This window comes from Polyangium mundeleinium, from assembly GCF_028369105.1.
Taxonomy (GTDB): domain Bacteria; phylum Myxococcota_A; class Polyangia; order Polyangiales; family Polyangiaceae; genus Polyangium; species Polyangium mundeleinium.
On the sequence record NZ_JAQNDO010000001.1, the window covers coordinates 8509606 to 8529179 of the forward strand.

At 73.1% G+C, this 19574-nt stretch carries 2 protein-coding genes (1 of these 2 running past the window's edge); both read right to left on the bottom strand.

Annotated features, from left to right (window positions below; translation table 11 throughout):
- Complete coding sequence (locus POL67_RS33785) at positions 1 to 13635, bottom strand: non-ribosomal peptide synthetase (RefSeq protein WP_271924733.1); 13635 nt, start codon at positions 13633 to 13635, stop codon at positions 1 to 3.
- Positions 13632 to 19574, bottom strand: partial view of a type I polyketide synthase gene (locus POL67_RS33790; RefSeq protein WP_271924734.1) — the 3' end only. Its footprint extends 14826 nt past the window's final position; 5943 of the gene's 20769 nt are visible here — the last part of the coding sequence; its start codon lies off the right edge, out of view; it ends in the stop codon at positions 13632 to 13634. Before POL67_RS33790 ends, POL67_RS33785 begins: the two co-directional genes overlap by 4 nt.

The window sequence follows — 19574 nt, forward strand, 5'->3', positions numbered from 1 at the left end:
TCACGACGGCGATGAGGCCGAGCTCGGCCAAGCATCGTCGCCCAGCAGCGCGAGCAATGCGCGGAGCGTTGGCGCAGGTGTGCCGATCATTCCGCGGAGCAGCTGCTCGAGGCCCACGACCAGCCGGCCGATGCTCTCGGCGTCAAAGCGGGCGAGGTCGTACTGGATGTAGATGTCGAGCCCCGGGCCCGGCATGCCAACCACCGCCAGCGCATAATGGGTAGGCCCGCCGGCTGCAAATCCTAGCTTCACAGTGAGCCCGGCACTGCCGAAGATGCGGAGATCGAGAGGGTAATTCTCGAAGACCACCATGGTGCGAAAGAGCGGGCTCTCGGCAGGGACCGCGGCGGCTCGCTGGAGCTCGGCCAGGGAGAGGTGCTGGTGCTCGCGCGCCTCCACCTGCTCCGCCTGCAGCCGGCGCAGCCACGTCCAGACGTCCTGGCGCTCCTCGATACGGACGCGCGTCGGCAAGACGTTGATGAAGAGCCCGACCAGGTCCTCGATCCCGGGAACGCCGACCTCACGCCCCGAGCTCGTCGTGCCGAACAGGACGTCCTCGCGACCGGAGCTCCGGCCTAACAGCAACGCCCACGCCCCATCGAGCATGGTGTGCAGTGTGATGTGTTCGGCATCCGCCACGGCTCGTAGCCGGGCCGTCGTGCCTTCGTCCAGGTGGATCTGGTGCACGCAGACGCGGTGTGCACCGGCCGGCTGGCTCCGCTCCATGACCAGCGGGGTCGGCGCCTCCACACCGTGCAACGCTCGGCGCCAGAACGTCCTCGAGCGCTCCAGGTCCTGGCGCCCGAGAAACCCGAGATAGCTGTCGTAGGATCCCGCCACGCGTGTCCCGGCTCCGGCGACGCCTGGGAGCCGGCCTCCCCGCGCGTCCTGGTAGGCTTCGAACAGGTCGCGCAGGATCACGCCCAGGCTCCACCCGTCCGTCAGCACGTGGTGGCAGTCGTAGCGCAGCTCGTAGCGCTCGTCGGCGGTCCGGATCAGCGTCAGCCGCATGATCGGAGCGGCGTCGAGCGGCAGCCCGCGGGCGACGAGCTCGTCGCCGAGCACGGCGAGCCTCGCCTCTTGATCCGGCACCCCGCGCCAGTCGCGCTCGTCCCAGGGCACCGGCACGTCTCGCAGCACCACCTGGACCGGCGCCGTCAGGCCGTCCCACAAGAAGCAACTGCGCAGCAAGGGGTGCCGCCGGACGACCTGCTCCCACGCCGACCGGAGCGCGGCGACGTCCAGCGCTCCCTCGAACGTGAGCGCCGCCTGCGTCATGTACATCCTCGACCATCCGGCGTTCAGCGTCTCGAACAGGATCTCCCGCTGGAACGACGTGAGCGGATAGATCGCCTCGAGCTTCGAGCGCCCGGTCTCGCCGAGTCGGCCCTGCACCACGCGCAGCTCCTGGGGCAAAAGCCCGGCGAACGGGAAGTCGCTGGGCGTGAAGCCGCCGGCGCCAGGCGCCATGCCGTGGCGGAGCAGGCACCCGAGCTCCTCGACGAGCTCGCTCGCGAGCCGCTCGACGGTCGCGGCCTCGTGAAGATCGCGGCTGTAGCCGAAGATGACCGCGAGGCGATCACCGGCCACCACGGCGTTCACCTCGAGGACGTGGCTCCGCGTCCCGCCCCCGGCCTCCCGCGGACCCGCGCTCTCCCATGTGAGGCGAAGGCCGCCGGCGGCGTCGCGCTCGCCACCGAGGTGTCCCAGGTAGTTGAAGTTGATCTGCGGCGCCGGCCAAGGCAGCGCCGCTCCCTCGTCGTTCAGGTAGCGCAGGAGGCCATAACCGATGCCTCGCCGCGGCACCGCCCGGAGCTGCTCCTTGACCGCCACGAGCGCGGCGGCCGGGTCATCGCCGTCGGGGAGGCGGAGGCGCACGGGGAACAGCGACGTGAACCAACCGACGGTACGGGACAGATCCACGTCGTCGAACAGCTCCTCGCGCCCGTGCCCCTCGAGATCGATCCAGACGTCGAGCGAGCCGGTCCAGCGCGCCACGGTCCGCGCGAGGGCCGTCAAGAGGACGTCCTGCACGCCGAGGTTGTACGGCCTCAGCGCGTCCGCGATCAGGGTGCGGGTCTCCTCCGGCGAGAGGGACACGACGACCTCCGCGGCCGACTCCCTGCGGTTGCGGCCGGTCGGCCGATCGACGGGGAGCGCGGCCGGCGGCGCGAGCGCCAAGATCGCGCGCTCCTCCTCGAAGGCCGCGGTGCGGGCGTACGCGGTCACGCGCTCCGCCCAGCGCTTGAACGACGTCGTCTTGGCCGGCAGCCGCACGGCCTGTCCCGCGGCGAGCTGCTGATATGCGGTGCTCAGATCCGGGATCAACACCCGCCACGAGACGGCGTCGACGACCAGGTGATGAATGACCCAGAGCAGCCGGCCCGACCGATCCGTCCCGGTCCCCGGCGAGCCCAACGTGAACAGCGCGGCCCGCATCACGGGGCCGGCCGAGAGGTCGAGGCTGCCTTGCAGGCGCGCCGCGACCAGGTCCATTGCCGCGCGCTGCGCGCCGGCTGCGAGCGACGAGAGATCCACCACCTCGAACGCGACCGCATCGAGCGAAGCGAGCCCCTCCTGGAGCCAGGACGATCCGCGGAGCACGAACCGCATGCGCAGCGCGTCGTGGTGCGACTGCACGTGCTGCAGGGCCTGCCGCAAGAGGTCGGGGTCCACGTCGGCAGGCGTCTCGAGGAGAAATGCCTGGTTGAAGTGGTTCGGCGCCGAGCGATCCTGCGCGAAGAACCAGCGCTGGATCGCGGTCAGCGGCGCCGGGCCGAAGACCGCGCCCTGGTCCGCAGAGGCGGCCTGTGCCCCCACCACCGCGGCGAGCTGCGCGATGGTCTGATGCTCGAAGATGTGGGCGGCGCGGAGCGCGATCCCGAGCTCCTGCGCTTTCGAGATGACCTGGATGCTGCGGATCGAGTCCCCGCCCAGCTCGAAGAAGTTGTCGTGGATCCCGATCCGCTCGAGCCCGAGTACCTCGCGCCAGACCTGGGCGAGCTTCCGCTCCGGCTCGGTCCGCGGCTCGGCCGGTTCCTCCGGCGTGCCCGGCGAGCGCTCCGGCGGCGGCAGCGCCCGCACGTCCACCTTGCCGTTGAGGGTGAGCGGTAGCGCTGGCAGCACGACGACCGCCGCCGGCACCATGTACGGCGGCAGCGCCTCGCGCAGCTCGCGGATCAGCTCCGCGGCGAGCTCTCGATGCCGGTGGCCCGGCGTGGGATCGTCCGGCGGCGTCGGGTGGACCAGGGTCACGTAGGCGACGAGACGAGGCGACGCCCCCTCGGCGTCGCGCACAATCGCGACGGCCTCGCGCACCTGCGAGGACGCGCGCAGCGCGCTCTCCACCGCCCCGAGCTCGATCCGGTGGCCGCGGATCTTCACCTGGTGGTCCGCGCGGCCGACAAACTCGAGCACCGGCGGCCGGTCACCGCCCCCGCGCAGGCGCACGAGGTCCCCGGTGCGGTAGAGCCGCCCGGTCCCGAACGGGTTGTCGATGAACTTGCGCGCCGTCAACTCGGGCCGCTTGAAGTAGCCACGCGCCACGCCCACGCCGCCCAGCCACAACTCGCCGACCACGCCGGGCGGCGCGAGCTGGCCGAAGCGATCCACGACGTACGTCGCCAGGTTGGGGAGCGGCCTGCCGATCGACGGCGTGGCCCCGTCGGCCACGCAGCGCGTGGCGGTGGCCAGGATCGTCGCCTCGGTGGGACCGTACACGTTGATGAACCGGCGCCGGCGCCCCCAGCGCGCGACGAGCTCGGCCGTGCAGCGCTCGCCTCCGACGAGGAGCGTCTGCAGCGCGGGCAGCTCGGCGTCCGGCAGCGCCGCGAGCACCGAGGGGACCAGCACGATATGCGTGATGGCCTCGCGCGCCATCAGCTCGACGAGGCCGCCCAGGTGCTCGCCCTCGCGGGGCGCGAGGTAGACCGCGCCGCCGGAGCAGAGCGCCGTGAACAGGTGACCGAGTGCACCGTCGAAGTTGAGCGACAGCGCGTGCGCGTGACGCGCGCCGGGCCCGGTCTCCATGATCCGGATGAACGCCTCGATGGCGTTGACGAGCCCGCGGTGCTCGATCAGGACGCCGTTGGGCCGCCCGGTCGAGCCCGACGTGTACAAGAGGTAGGCGAGGCTCGTCGGCGTCGCGCGACGCCGCGGCCGGGAGCCGGGCTCGCCGGCGAGCTCGTGATCGATCTCGATCACGTGGGCGGGCGTCTCGGGCAGCGCGGCGCGCAGGGACGCGTGGGTGAGCACCACGGGCGCGCCGGCGTCCTCGAGCAGGAACGCGAGGTGCGATCGCGGGTGCTCGGGGTCGAGGACCACGAAGGCCCCGCCGGCCTTGAGGACGCCGAGCAGGCAGGCGATCAGATCGGCCCCGCGCCGCAGGTACACGCCCACCCGCACCTCGGGCCCGACGCCGGCTCTGATCAGGCGGTGGGCGATCCGGTTGGCGCGCTGATCGAGCTCCCGGTAGGTGATGGCTGCGCCGTGGGGCCCCGCGGCCGGGTCGGCCGGGTCGCATAGATCGACGAGGGCGGGCGCGTCGGGCGCGCGATCGACGTGCGCCTCGAACAGCTCGTGAATACACGCCTCGCTCGAGAACGGGGCATCGGTCCGGTTCCACGCCACCAGCAGCTGGTGGCGCTCGTCGTCGGTGAGCATCGGGAGCCGCGCGACCGAGCAGCCGGGATCGGCGACAGCGGCCTCGAGCAGGCGCTCCAGGTGGCGGGCGAGTCGGTCGATGGTGCCGGCGTCGAACAGGTCGGCGCTGTAGTGGAGATCGAGCGTGAGCCCGCCTTGGCCCTCGATCACCTCGAGGAGCAGATCGAGCTCGCTGGCCGCCTGCCGCGCGTGGACGACCGAGAACCGCGCGCCGCCGGCCAGGACGGGCGCACCTGTCATGAGGCCGCCCTCGGCGTCCGGCGCCTCTCCCTGGAACACGAGCGCGGCCTGGAACACGGGCGCGCGGCTGGGGTCACGGCTCGTGAGCAGATCCTTCACCAGCCACGGGAACGGGTAGTCCTGCCGGTCCATCGCGGCCAGCACGCGATCGCGGGTCGCGTGCGCCAGGGACAGGAAGTCCGGCGGATCGCTCGCGTCGAGCCGCGAGCGGATGACGAGCTGGTTGACCATGTACCCGAAGGTGCCGGCGAGCTCGGCCCGGTCGCGCCGGGTCACGCCGAAGCCCACGCAGAGATCCTCCTGGCCGGTGTAGCGGTGGAGCAAGACCTCGTAGGCCGCGAGCAGGATCGTGGCGAGGAACGTGCGCTGGCTCTGCGCGAGCCTGCGTAGCTCGTCGGTCAGCGCCGCCCCCAGGACGTGCCGCCGGGTCTCGACGAGGAACGGCCGACCCGCGGTGCGCGCACGATCGGTCGGGAGATCGAGGACCAACGGCGCGCCCGCGAGCTCGTCGAGCCAGACGTGGCGCAGCTCGTCGGCGCGCTGCGCGAGCAGATCGCGCTGCCACCTCACGAACTGCTGGTAGGTGTGCTCGACCTCCGGTAGCGGGTTCGGCCCGCCGTCCGCGGCGTACAGCCGGACCAGCTCGCGCAGCATCACGGCCACGGACCACGCGTCGATGGCGATGTGGTGGATGCACAGCAGCAGCACGGACTCGCGCGGCCCCATCCGGTAGAGGCACGCCCGGAACGCACCTTCCACGGCGAGGTCGAACGGGCGCTGCTGCACGACGGCGGCGGCGCGCAGCACCTCGGCCACGCCCTGCCCCTCCGCCTCGATCTCGACGAGCGGGGCGGCGCGATCCGCGTGGATTCGCGCGCGCGGGACGCCGTCCACCTCCGGATACGAGGTGCGCAGCGGGGCGTGCCGGTCGACGAGCGCCTGCAGCGCTCGGCGGAGCACCGGGGCATGCTCGGACTCCGACTCGATGCGCAGGGCGACGGCCACGTTGTAGCCGGCGTGGTCGGGCGCGCTGTGCTGGATAAACCAGAGCCCCTCTTGCTCGGCGGACAGCCGGTCCGCCCAGGGGTCGCCGGCCGGGGCCGCCGGCGCGGCGCCGTCGTCGCACAGGCTCGGCGGGTCCAGGTACTGCACCAGCGCCGCGATCGTCGAGTGGTTGAAGAGTTCGACGATCGGGAACTTGAGGCCGAGCTCATCGCGCAGCCGGCGATGGATCTGGACCATGCCGATCGAGCTGGCGCCCTGATCGAACAGCGATCGATCGAGCTCGACCGTGGCCACCCCCAGCCGCTCGGCGGCGATCATGGCGATCCGCGCGGCGAGCTCGTCTCGATCGTGGGGCGGTGCCGCGACGCGCGGCGCCGTACGATGTGGCTCGCTCGACTGCTCGGCGCGCGCCTGCTCCGCGGTGATCCCGCCGACCAGGAACGCATGGACGATCTCCTGACCGGGCTCGAGCAGGGATCCGAGCGGCCCGCGCGACACGCGGCCGACCGGACACATCCCGACGCCCAGCCCGGCCGCGCGCTCCATCCAGCGCTGGCCGAGGCGACCTGCCTGATGCCGCGTCTCCGGGCCGGGCGCTCCGATCAGGAGCAGCGCCGCCGGCGCCCCCGCCGCGATCGCCTCGTTGTGAGGGAAGTCCTCGTCGGCCAGCGCCTGCGCGCCGAGCCGCTCCCAGGGGGACGCCGGCGCCGCGCCCAGCCGGTAGATGCCGCGCGGCAGCTCGGCGAGGTCGTGACGGACGACCAGCCAGGTGCCAAGCGGGGGCGCCTCGCTCGGCCGACGCGGCTCGGCGAGCCCGAGTCGGCACAGCGGGGTCAGCCCCGGCGGCGCGACGGTCGCGACGAGCGTGTCCGCGAGCGCGACCCCGAGCTCCGCGGCGCGCTCGATCAACAGCTCGGCGAGGTACCCGCCGTCGAGGCACGTGAGCGCCTCCGCGAGCTCGCCGTACCGCGCCTCGATGCGCCCTCGCTCGACCGCGAGGTGCACGGCGAACGGCGCCTCCGCGGCGAGCGATCCGAGCGCCACCAGGCAATGCCGCACCCGATCGTAGCCGTAGCGCCCGCGCGCGAGCCCCGCGATCCCGTCAGGGACGTCGACGATCGCGTGGACGGCGTAGAGGCTGCCCGCCGAGGCGTAGCGATACTTCGGGAACGGATCGCGGTCGGATGCCACCGGCGCGAGCACCCCGAGCAACCCACCGACGAGCTCGCGATCGAGCGCGACCGGGGCGCCGGAGCGCCGGGGCGCCGTCGTCGCGATCCGGTGGAGGGCGTCGGCGCGCGGCGCCTCGCCCTCGAACGTGCGGTAGCTCTTGCGCGGCCACGGCGACGCCAGCGTCGCGGACGGGAGGTCGAGCGCCGCGCCCCGCGCCCCGCTCGCCGCGTCGAACGCGAAGCCTGCTTCGAGCTTGTGCCGGGCGCGCTCGAAGCCAGGGGCCTGCACCTTGGTGCTGGGCTCGACCTTCGCCTCGCCGAGGTCGAGCCCGGCCAGCGCCGCGCGATCCACCTTGCCGTTCGACGTCAGCGGCAGCGCGGACAGGACCTGCACCTGCGCGGGCACCATGTAGCCCGGCAGCCGCTCGGCGAGCCAGCGCTGCACCGCCTCGGGGACCAGCCGCTGCTCGTCGCCCGGCTCCACGTACGCCACCAGCCGCCGCGCGTGGCGCTCTCCCCGCGCATCCACGAGCGCGCGCCGAACCTGCGGATGCTGCAGCAGGTGATGCTCGATCTCGCCGAGCTCGATCCGGTAGCCGCCGATCTTCACCTGGTGGTCCTGCCGGCCGAGGAACTCGATCGTGCCCTCCGGCTGCCAGCGCCCCAGATCCCCCGTCCGGTACAGCCGCTCGCCCGTCATCGGGTGCGTCACGAACCGCTCCGCCGTCTGCACCGGATCCCCGTAGTAGCCGCGCGCCAGCCCGATGCCGCCGATGTAGAGCTCACCGGCCACCCCGACCGGCCGCGGATGCAGCCGCTCGTCCAGCACGTGGAACGTCTGGTTCCGCATCGGCCGGCCGTACGGGATGCTCACCCAGCTCGGATCGACCCGATCGATCGGATACCAGATCGACCAGATCGACGCCTCGGTCGCGCCGCCCAGGCTCACCACCCGGCAGCCGGGCGCACACGCGCGCACGCGTTCGGGCAGCGTCACCGGGATCCAGTCCCCCGAGAGCAGCGCGAGCCGCAGCGTCCCCGGCAGCGCCTCGGCGTGCTCCACCAGCATCTCGAGCAACGCGGGCACCGAGTTCCAGATCGTCACGCCCTCGTCCCGCAGCCACGAGAGCCACCGCTCGGGATCACGCAGCGCCCCGGGCTCGGGCAACACCAGCGTGCCCCCCGCCCCGAGCACCCCGAACACGTCCCACACCGACAGATCAAACGACAGCGACGAGAGCCCGAACACCCGATCCGCGGGCCCCACGGCGTACTGCTCGTTGACGTCCAGGATCGTGTTGAGCGCGCTCCGGTGCTCGATCGCGACCCCCTTCGGCCGCCCGGTCGATCCGGACGTGAAGATCACGTACGCCAGATCGGCCGGCGTGCGCAGCGGCGAAAGCGGACCGGCGTCGTGCGCCATCCACGGCTCCCCCTCGCCGATCGCGATCACCGTGACCCCCGCCGGCCACGCCGACGCGGCGAGCCGCCGCTGCGTCAGCACGACGCGTACCCCGCCCTGCGCCAGCAGCTCGTCCCGCCGCGCCTCCGGCAGCTCCGCCGCGATCGGCAGGTACGCACCGCCGCCGTGCAGCACGCCGAGCGCGCCCACGACCTGCTCCCAGCCCTTGTCCATCACGATCGCGACCAGCTCGTCGCGCGCCACCTCGCGCGCGCGGAGCTCCCGGCCCAGCCGCCGCCCGAGGCTCACCAGCTCGCGGTACGTGAGCCGGCGCTCGGCATCGACCACCGCGAGTGCGTCCGGACAGCGCCCGGCCTGCGCCTCGATCAAGTCGTGGAGCAGCCCGTCCCCGGTCGCGCCGGCCGTCGCGTTGATCGCGGCGAAGCGCTCGCGCTCGCGCCGCGGGGTCGCCACCAGGTCCGGCGCCGTCCACGCCTCGTCGCGCTCGGCCAGCGCGCGGATCAGATCGAGGTACGCGTCGATCATCACGTCGATCATCCCGGCGGGGAACAGGCCGGCGACGACGTCCCAGTTGATCTGCAGCTCGCCGCGCAGCTCGAACACCTGATGATCGAGCCAGACCTGCGGCGTCTGGGCGATCCCGTACGGCTCGCCGACGAGCTCGACGCCCGACATGACCTGATCGCCGAGCAGCTCGCCGACCCCCAGGCCGCTGGTGAACACGACGGGAAACCGCGCGGCCTTCGCGCCCCGCTGGCGCGCGAGCTCGCGCATCACGTCCACGCCGCTGACCAGCGCGTGGTCCATGCTCTCGAGCAACCGGTGCTGCTGCCGGCGCGCCCGCGCCAGGAAGCTCGTGCCGCCGGTGAGGTCGACCTCGACGAGCAGCACCGACGTGAAATCGCCCACGATCTGGCCGATCTCGGCGTGCACCGGCGGCCGGTTGAAGTACGTGAGGTTGACCGTGAAGCGCGGCGACCGGCTGTACGCCCCGAGCACCTCACTGAACGCGGTGAGCAGGACGTTCGATGGTGTCAGCCCGTGCCGCGTCGTGCGTGCCTCGAGCGCGCTCCACGTCGCGGCATCGAGCCGGCGCGCATGGTGCTCGAAGCGCGGCACGCCGATCGCCTCGGGGGGCACCGCGAGCGGCAGCTCCGGCCCGGGCGGCAGCGTGCCCGTCCGGGCGCGCCAGTACGCCCAGTCGCGCTCGCCGCGCTCGCTGCGCAGGGCCTCCGTGGACCACCGGACACAGTCCCGGAACGTGAGCCCGAGCGGCGCGAGCTCGGCGGCCTCGTCGCTGTAGCAACGCACCACCTCCTGCAAGATCACCTGGATGCTGTGCATGTCGGCGATCAACGCATCCAGGCCGATGAACAGCCGGACCACCCCCTCGCCGAGGTGCGCCGCGCGCAGCTCGAACAGCGGCCAGCGATCCGCCGGCATCACGCGGTGCGACATCGCGTCGCGCAGCTCGAGCAACCGCGCCTCGCTCGGCGGCTCGACGAGCTCGATCGTGAACCGCGGCACCTCGGCGAGCACGACCTGCCGGCCATCGGCGTCGATCACCGCGCGCAGCATGTCGTGGCGCGTGATCACCTTGTCGAGCGCGCGCTCGAGGCGCGCCACGTCGAGCCCGCGCAGATCGAGCTCGCTGTACGCGTGAGACGCGACCCCGCCGAGCTCGTAGAACGAGCCACGGCCCACCCAGTACGCGAGCTGGAGCGGCGTGAGCTCGAACGGCAGATGCCGGGCGTCGGGCTCGAGCTCGAGCGGCGGCAACCCCGCGATCTCGCCGGTGGCAACCGGGAGCGGTGCGAGGTGGCGGGCGAGCGAGGCGATCGTCGGGTGCTCGAACAGCTCGACGATCGTGAGCTCACGCCCGAGCGCCTGCTGCAACCGCGCGCGGACCCGGGTCAGGAGCAGCGAGTGTCCGCCTGCGTCGAAGAAGTTGTCGGTGAGGCCCACCGACGGGATCCCGAGGACGTCCTGCCAGATCTCGCGGATCGTCCGCTCCAGCTCGGACTCCTCCGCGGCCGGCGGCTCCGCCGCCTCGTCACGAGCCACGGTCGGGGCCGGCAGGCGGATCCGGTCCACCTTGCCGTTGGGCGACATCGGCAGCGCGGGAAGCACGACGAACGCCGACGGCACCATGAAGTCCGGCAACGTGGCCTTCAGGTGGTCCCGCAGCGCGCGCTGCGAAGGGTTGGGCTCGCCGAGCACCACGTACGCCACGAGGCGCCGGTCGCCCGCGATGTCCTGCGGCACCACCACGCACGAGCGCACGTCCGGGTGGGCCGAGAGCGCGGCCTCGATCTCGCCGAGCTCGATCCGGTGGCCCCGGATCTTCACCTGATGATCGGCGCGCCCGACGAACTCGAGGGCGCCGTCAGGCCGAAAGCGGACGAGATCGCCGGTGCGGTAGAGCCGCTCGCCAGGCGAGAACGGATCGGGGACGAACCGCTCCGCCGTCAGCTCCGGGCGCCCGAGGTACCCGCGCGCGAGCCCGGCGCCGCCGATGAACAGCTCCCCCGTCACCCCCACCGGCACGGGCGCGCCGCGAGGATCGAGCACGTGGAGCCGCGTGTTGGCGATCGCCGGGCCGATCAACACCGGTCCGTCCGTGGCGTCGAGCTTCTGCGTGCACGAGAAGATCGTCGTCTCGGTGGGCCCGTAGATGTTCCACACCGCCCCGGCACGCGCGACGAGGCAATCGCGTAGCTCCCGCGACACGGCCTCTCCGCCGGCCACGAGCCGGAAGGAGGGACGGCCTTTCCAGCCCGCGTCGACCAGCATCTGCCAGGTCGAGGGCGTGGCCTGCATGATCGTGATCGACGACGATTCGTCGAGCCGGCGGGCGAGCGCGGCGCCGTCGAGCGCGAGCGCGCGAGGCGCGATCTCCAGCCGCGCGCCCGCCATGAGCGGCAGGAAGATGTCCAGCCCTGCGAAGTCGAACGAGATGTTGTTTACAGCGAGCAGGTGATCGGACGCCGCGATCCCGTGCCGCGCGGCCGTGGCGTGGAGCACGTTGACCATGGCCCGGTGGAGCAGCTCGACGCCCTTGGGCCTGCCGGTCGAGCCCGAGGTGTAGATGACGTTGGAGAGGTGATCCGCGGTCGCCAGGGGTGGCGGCGCCGTCACAGGCCACGCCGCGATCTCGGCCGCGTCGACGTCGATCCGCACCACGCGCGCCGCGCGCGCCGGCGCGGGCTGGGAGCTTCGCGCCTCGGTGAGCAATACCGCCACCCGCGCGTCGTCGATCATGAACGCCAGGCGATCGGCCGGGTACCTGGGGTCGAGCGGCACGTAGGCACCGCCCGCCTTGAGGATCCCGAGCACGCCCACCACCATCTCCGCGGATCGCTCCACGCACAGCCCGACCAGGACCTCCGGCCCTACCCCCAGCGACCGGAGGTGGTGCGCCAGCTGGTTCGCGCGCTCGTCCAGCGCTCGATAGGTGAGCGCTCGGTCCTCGAAGACCACCGCCACGGCGTCGGGCGTCCGCGTGGCCTGGGCCTCGAACAGCTCGTGGACGCAGCGATCCGTCGGGACCGCCATCGCCGTCTCGTTCCACGTCGAAAGCTCGCGCCGCTCCGCGGCGGTGAGCAGCGGCAGCTCCGAGATCCGCCGGCCCGGCTCGGCGACGAGCCCCTCGGCCAGCACCTGGAAGTGGCCCACCATGCGCTCGATCGCGGGGGCATCGAACAGATCGGTCGCGTACTCGAGCCGCCCAGCGAGCCGTCCGCCGGTCTCCACCATCATCAGGCCGAGCTCGAACTTGGTCGTGCCGTCCACGCCGCCGCCGGCCCGCTCCGGCGGCACGGTCCACGACATCCCCGGAACGGCGAGATCCGGAAGCGGCGCATTCTCGAGCACGAAGCTGGTCCGGAACAGCGGATTGAGATCCCGGCCGCGCGCGGCGCCGGCGGCGCTCACGATCCGGTCGAACGGCACGTCCTGGTGCTGAAGCGCAGCCTCGACGACGCCGCGCAGCCGGCGCAGCAAGGTCACGCCCTCGGGATCGCCCGACAGATCACACCGCAAGACGAGTGTGTTCGCGAAGAAGCCGTAGAGGTTGGCGAGCTCGGGGAGGTCGCGTCCCGCCGCGACCGTGCCGATCCCGAAGTCCACCTGCTGGGAATAGCGGTGCAACAAGATCGCCCACGCCGCAAGCAGCGCCACGAACAGCGTGCAGGACTCGCGGCGGGCGAGCTCCTTGAGGGCCGCGGTCAGCTCCGCCGAGAGCGTGAACGAGCACGCGTCGCCGGCGTGGCTCGGGCCTCGCGCCGCCGTCCGCGACGCCGGGAGCTCGAGCTGCGGCAGCCCCGCGAGGGTCTGCTTCCACCACACCGTCGACCGCTGGATGCCCTCGCCCTGGAGCGCCACCTCCTGCCACCGGCAGAAGTCCGTGTAGCGAACCGGCAATTCGGGGAGGCGGGCGGGCCTCCCCTCGCGCGAGCTCGTGTAGAGCTCGGCCAGATCGCGGAACAGGACCCCGAGCGACCACCCGTCCGTGATGATGTGGTGCTGGACGAGGAGGAGGACGTGGTCCTCGTCGCCGAGCGCGATCAGGGTCGGTCGCACCAGCGGCCCCCGGGCGAGATCGAACGGTAGGGCGGCGCGCTCGGTCGCGCGTCGTGCGAGCTCGGCTTCCCGATCGCCTGCGAAGGCGCGCAGATCGATGATCGGCAGCTCCCGCGCGTGGGGGCCGATCACGAGGCTCGGCCGCCCGGTAAGCTCGGGGAACGTGGCCCTCAGCATCGCGTGTCGCTCCGCAGCCGCGGCCAGGCTCGCCTCGAGCGCGGCGCGATCGAGCGCGCCCTTCATGCGCAGCTCGACGTGAACGTTGTAGAGCGAGCTCCCGGGCACCAGCCGATCGAGGAACCAGAGCCGCGCAGGACCGGCCGAGACGGGGGCCGGCTCCGTCTCCGGCGCCGATGCGCGAGGGATCGGCGCTCTGGCGGGGGCGTCGCCGGCTCGCAGGAACGAGATGATCTCCGCCTTTTGATCGGTGATCGCCTGGCGGAGCTCCGGCGTCAGTGCCCCCTTGGGCGCCTTGAACACCAGGTTCTCGCCCTCGACCCGCAGCTTCACCCCGCGAGCTTCGGCAGCGAGCAGGATCTCCGTGAGGTTCATAGTATCCCTTCTTCTTCGTCGTCTGCCGCCGAGCTCGGCGTGCCCGGAGGTGATGCGGGCGACTGCAACTGCACCGCGACCCGGAGGCGCTCCTCGAGGAGGTGCTCCCCGATCGCCGAGGCCGTGGGATATCGCCACAACAAGGTGGCGGAGAGCTGGATGCCGAACCGCGCCTCCAGGCGATGGCGCAGCTCCAGGCCCATCAACGAGTCCATTCCCAGGCTGGTGAGCGGCTCCTCCAGGTCGAGCCTTTCCTCCGGGATGCGCAGCACCTGCGAGACCTGCGCGCGGAGCACCGCCCGCACCAGCGCGGTCCGCTCGGCGGGTCCGGCCATCGTCAGTCGATCGAGCAGCGCGTGATCCTCCGCGCGCCCTTCGGCGCCCCCTCGGCTGGTGGACCGGAGCCGCGACCAGAGCCGCGACGAGGCCACCGCCGGGTGGAGGTCTGCCCACCGCGACACATCGAGCGGTACGACCCCGATCTGCGCATGGTCGCTCTCGAGCAGGCGGGCCAGCACCCCGATGCCCTCCTCGGGGGTCATGTTCCGTACCCCGCCGGCGGCCAGCCGCTGGCCGCGGTTCGCCTGCGCCGCCGCCAGGCCCACGTCGGAGAAAGCGCCCCAGTCGATGCTCAGCGCCGGGAGCCCGAGCGCCCGCCGGTGGTGCGAAAGCGCGTCGAGGAACGCGTTGGCCGCGGCGTAGTTGCCCTGCCCCGGCGTGCCCAGGAGCCCGGCGGCCGATGCGTACATCACGAAGAAGGACAGCGGCAGCTCGCGCGTGAGCGCGTGCAGGTGCAAGCCGCCCCGGACCTTGGACGCCATCACCGCGCGAAAGCGCGCTGGCGTCTGCTGCAACAACAGCCCGTCGTCGAGGACACCCGCGGCGTGGACGACGCCGCGGAGCGGCATTCCGGACGCGCCGATCTCGTGCAGCACCCGCTCGAGCTCCGCCCGATCGGCGACGTCCGCGCGGGCCACCGTCACGCGCGCGCCCTTCGCCTCGAGCGCCGCCACGGCGGCCTGCTGCGCCGGAGTCGCCGCACCGGATCGCCCCACCAGCACCAGGTGGCCGGCGCCCTGCTCCGCCAGCCATCCGGCGACGGAGAGCCCCAGCCCGCCCAGGCCGCCGGTCACCAGGTAGCTACCGTCTCGGCGGACGCGCGCGCCTGCCGGCAGGTCCTGCGCGCGGCGTCGCTCGAGCGATCGGCGCTGCAGCCGTGCCACGTGGCGTTCGCCGCCGCGCCACGCCACCTCGTCCTCGGCGTCGTCGGCCAGGAGCTCCGCTCGCACGGCGTCGATCTCCCCCGCGGGGTGGTCCGGATCGAGGTCGACCCGGGCGCAACGCAAGCGCGTGTGCTCCGCCGCGATGACGCGGCCCAGCCCCAGCGCCATCGCCTGCGCGGCTGCCACCCGATGCCGGGGGCCGCCGCCGAGCGACTGCGCGCCTCGGGTCACGAGCCACAGGCGCGGCAGGTCTCGATCGGCAGCCACGGCCAGCGCCTGCACCGTGGCAAGCACGCTGTCGCAGCCACACGCGAGCGCCGTCTCGATCGCGTCGGTGTCGAGCTCGCCGCCCGCCTCGAGGTTGCCCAGGTGCACCACCCCCGTGGGGAGCTGCCCGGCGAACACCGCCCCGAAAAGCGCACGCGCACCCGCGGCGTCCTCGGGGATCGCTGCGTGCACGGCCAGGTGTCCCGCGGCCTCGAGCGCCGCACGCGTCGAGGCGCCGAGCTCGCCTCCGCCGAGCAGGAGCCACCGGCCCGCCACGCGTGCGGGCGCGGCCACCGCGGCGCGCTCCCAGTCGAGCTCGAGGAACCCTTCGTCCTCGGCCTCGCGCGGGCGGCGCTCCTCGGCGAGCTGCTGGATGACCAGGCCGGAGATCTCCGCGACCACGACACCCGCGCTATCCGCCAGCCGGAGGTCGAGGCTCCGCCGGCCTCCCGGCTGCACCGCGCGACGCTTCGCATGGCACCACAGCTCCCCCATCGGCCGGCGCCACAGCCGCAGCGCGCCCACCTCGACCGGCACCCACGGCGCCTGCTCGCCGTCCCGCTGGCTGCCCACCTGCAGACAGGCATCCAGCAGCGCCGGATGCAGCCGGTAGGCCGCCGGCGAGCCAGCGGCCTCGGGGAGCTCGACGCGCCCCAGCGCTTCGTCCTCTCCACGCCAGAGCTCCACGAGCCCCTGGAACGCCGGGCCGTACTGCACCCCCCGCGCGGCGAGCTCCGCGTAGAAGGTCGCGATCGGTGCGTCGACCTCGAGCCGAGCGCGCAGCGCCTCCAGGTCGAGCCTCGCCGGCACCTCGGCGCGCGGGGTCCGGTCCAGCGTGCCTCGGCAGTGCACCTGCCACGAGCCGCGCTCCGCGCCCGGCACCTGGCTCGCGATCTGGAACCGCAGGCCGGCGGGCTCGCCGGTCGTCACCATCTGCACCGTCACCGCCGCGTCGTCCGAGAACGCCAGGGCGTGCGACAGCGTCACGCCGGCGAGCTCGCAGGGACCTTGGCCGACGACCTCCGCGCTCAGCGCCATCTCCAGGAACGCCGCGCCCGGGAACACGGCCACGCCATGGATCCGGTGATCGCGGAGCCACGGCAAGCGCCGGGCGCTCAGGGTCGTCTCCCAGAGGCTGGTCCCGGGCTGGATCGAGAGCGTCTGACGCTCGCCCAGGAGCGGGTGGCCGCCCGCGTGGCCACGACCGCCGCGGCTCGCCTCGGCGCCGGCTTTCGCCTCGATCCAGTGCCGCTCTCGTTGCCACGCGTAGGTCGGCAACGGCACGCGCCGGTGACCGGCGTCGAACAGCCGATCCCAGGCCACGACGTGACCTCGCGCCCACAACGCGCCCAGCGCCTCGAGCATCGCCGCGCGCTCGTCCTGGCCGCGGCGCAACGAGCCCACCGCCAGGCCCTGCCGCGCCGCCGCGTGAAGCAGCTCCTCGATCGCCGGCACCAGGATGGGATGCGGGCTCACCTCCACGAACAGCCCGTGGCCGTCCGCGAGCAGGGCCTGCACGACCTCGACGAACCGCACCGGCAGCCGCAGGTTGTCGGCCCAGTAGGAGGCCAGGAGCTCCTGTCCCTCCACCGCCACCCCGGTCACCGTCGAGCGCATCGGCACCGCCGAACGGCGCGGCGTGAGACCGGACAGGTCCGCGAGCAACGCCTCGCGCAGCGCGTCCACCTGCGGGCTGTGGCTGGCCACGTCCACCTTCACGCGCCGGCAGAACACGCCCCGTGCCTCCAGCGCCGCCATCACCTCGCCCAGCGCACCCGGATCACCTGCCACCACCGTCGAGCGTGGGCCGTTGCTCGCCGCCACGCTCAGCCGATCCTGGTATCCCGAAAGCGCCGCCTCGGCCTCGGCCGCGGGCAGCTCCACGACCGCCATCTCTCCCCGCCCGCTGATCCGCCGGAGCAGCCGGCTGCGTCGGCAGATGACCGCCGCGGCGTCCTCGAGCGACAACGCGCCCGCCACATGCGCAGCCGCGACCTCGCCCATGCTGTGGCCGATCACCACCGTCGGTTCGATGCCGCGCGACCGCCACAGCGCGGCGAGCCCCACCTGGATCGCGAACAGGAGCGGCTGCACCACGTCGATCTGGCTCAGCTGCGAGCCCGCCTCGTCCGCGCCGAGCTCCGCAAGCACCGACCACCCCGCCTCGTCCCGGATCGCCCGATCGCACGCCTCCAGCGCGCCGCGGAAGACCGGCTCCTCGGTCAGGAGCATCCGGCCCATGCCGATCCACTGCGCGCCCTGACCCGGGAACACGAACACCACGCGGCCTGGCCCGCCGGCGCCGAGGCGCCCGCGCGACACGCCCGCCGGCGACGCACCTCGCGCCACCGCGAACAACGACTCCGCGAGCGCCTCACGCGCGGTCGCCACCACCGCGAGCCGATGCGGCAGCTCGCTGCGCGTGGTCGCCAGGCTGAACGCCACGTCGCCGAGCGGCAGCTCGGGATGCGCCCCGAGGTGCGCCGCCAGCCGCCCTGCCTGTGCTTCCAGCGCCCCCATGCTCCGGGCCGACAGCACCAAAAGCTCCGGCTGAGCTTTCGCTTCCGTCTGCGCCGCCGTCACGGCCGGCACCTCCGCGAGCACCACGTGCGCGTTCGTCCCGCTGATCCCGAACGAGCTCACGCCGGCCACACGGCGCCGGTCGCCGCGCCGCCAGGGCACCGCCTCGGTCGGGATCGTGAAGGGCGTGCCCTCGAACGAGATGCTCGGGTTCAGCGTCCGGAAGTGCAGGTTCTTCGGGATCACCTCGTGCTCGAGCGAGAGCACCGCCTTCATCAGCCCGGCGACGCCCGCGGCGGCCTCGAGGTGCCCGAGGTTCGTCTTCACCGCGCCCAGCACGCACGGCGAGCCATCGGTCCGCGGCCCGCCGATCACCTCGCGGAGCGCGGCCGCCTCGATCGGATCGCCGAGCGGCGTCCCCGTGCCGTGCATCTCCACGTAGCCCACCTCGTCGGACGACACGCGCGCGCGTGCCAGCGCCGTGCGGAGCAGCGCCTGCTGCGAGAACACGTTGGGGGCGGTCAGGCCGGCCGATCGCCCGTCCTGGTTCACCGCCCAGCCCTCGATCACGGCGCGGATGGGGTCGCCGTCGCGCTGTGCGTCCGACAGCCGCTTGAGCACCAAGAGCCCGCAGCCCTCGCCGCGGACGAAGCCGTTCGCCCGCGCGTCCAGCGTCTTGCAGCGACCATCCGGGGACAACGCCTGGGTCCCCGCCACCATCGCCATCGTGTAGGGCGACAGCAGGAGCGTGACCCCACCCGCGATCGCCACATCGCACTCCCCCGCGCGCAGCGCCTGACACGCCAGCGCGACCGAGACCAGCGACGAGGAGCACGCCGTGTCCACGGAGATGCTCGGCCCCTGCAACCCGAGCGTGTACGAGATCCGGCCGCTCGCGGTGCTCAGCAGGTTGCCCAGGGCGCTGTACGCGTCGACGTCGGAGGTGCCCCGCAGGATCAACCGATGCTGGTAGTCGAGCGAGTTGAAGCCGACGTAGACGCCCGTCGCGGTGCCCGAGAGCGCCTCCGGCCGCTGCCCGGCGTCCTCCAGCGCTTCCCACGCGATCTCGAGCAAGAGACGCTGCTGCGGATCGAGGCTCTCGGCCTCGCGCGGCGAGATGCCGAAGAACGCCGCGTCGAAGCCATCGACCCGATCGAGCAGCGCCGCGGATCGCGCCGCGGGATTGTCGCCGGGGAGCGCCTCGGCCGGCCACCGATCGGCCGGGATCTCGCGAACCACGTCGACGCCGCGCACCAGCAGATCCCAGTAGGCGTCCGGGCTGTCACCGCCCCCCGGAAACCGGCAGGCCATCCCCACGATCGCCAGCGGCTCGTGCTGGCCGCGCTCCACCCCATCACCGTCCGGTGCGGGGAGCGGGGCGACCGAGGGGGCCTCGGCCGCCGGGAGGTCCAGACACGAAAGCAGGTGCTGGGCCAGCGGCTGCACCGCCGGAAACGTGAAAAACAGCGTCGGCTGGAGCCGGAGCCCCAGGCTCTTCTCGAGACGGTTGCGCATCTCGAGGCTCATCAACGAGTCCAGGCCCAGGCTCTGGAACGGCGTGCCGCGATCGATGCGCGCCGGTGGAACACGCAGGACCTGGCCGAGCTGCTCGATCACGTGGGCCGCGATCCGATCCACGCGGTCCGCCGGCGGCGCCTTCGCCAGCACCTCGCGGAGCCCGGAGGGCGCAGGCCCCGCGGGGCGAGCCAGCTCGACCGGCAGCTCGGAGAGGTAACGTGTACCCGCCGCCTGCGGCGTCGCCTCGAGCCACCGGCGCAGCGAGAGCCGGAACAGCGCCACCTCGGCGCGCGGGTGCGCGAGCACGCGGCCGAACAGCTCGGTGCCCTCCGCCGGCGTGAGGGCCCCGATGCCCCGCGCCGAGAGCCGGAGCCCGCGGCCGTTCTCGACCGCCACGCCCAGCTCCGCGAA

Bases quoted from the DNA above. Each gene is read 5' to 3' on its own strand.
- POL67_RS33785 (WP_271924733.1), bottom strand. From the start codon at position 13,635: ATGAACCTCACGGAGATCCTGCTCGCTGCCGAAGCTCGCGGGGTGAAG.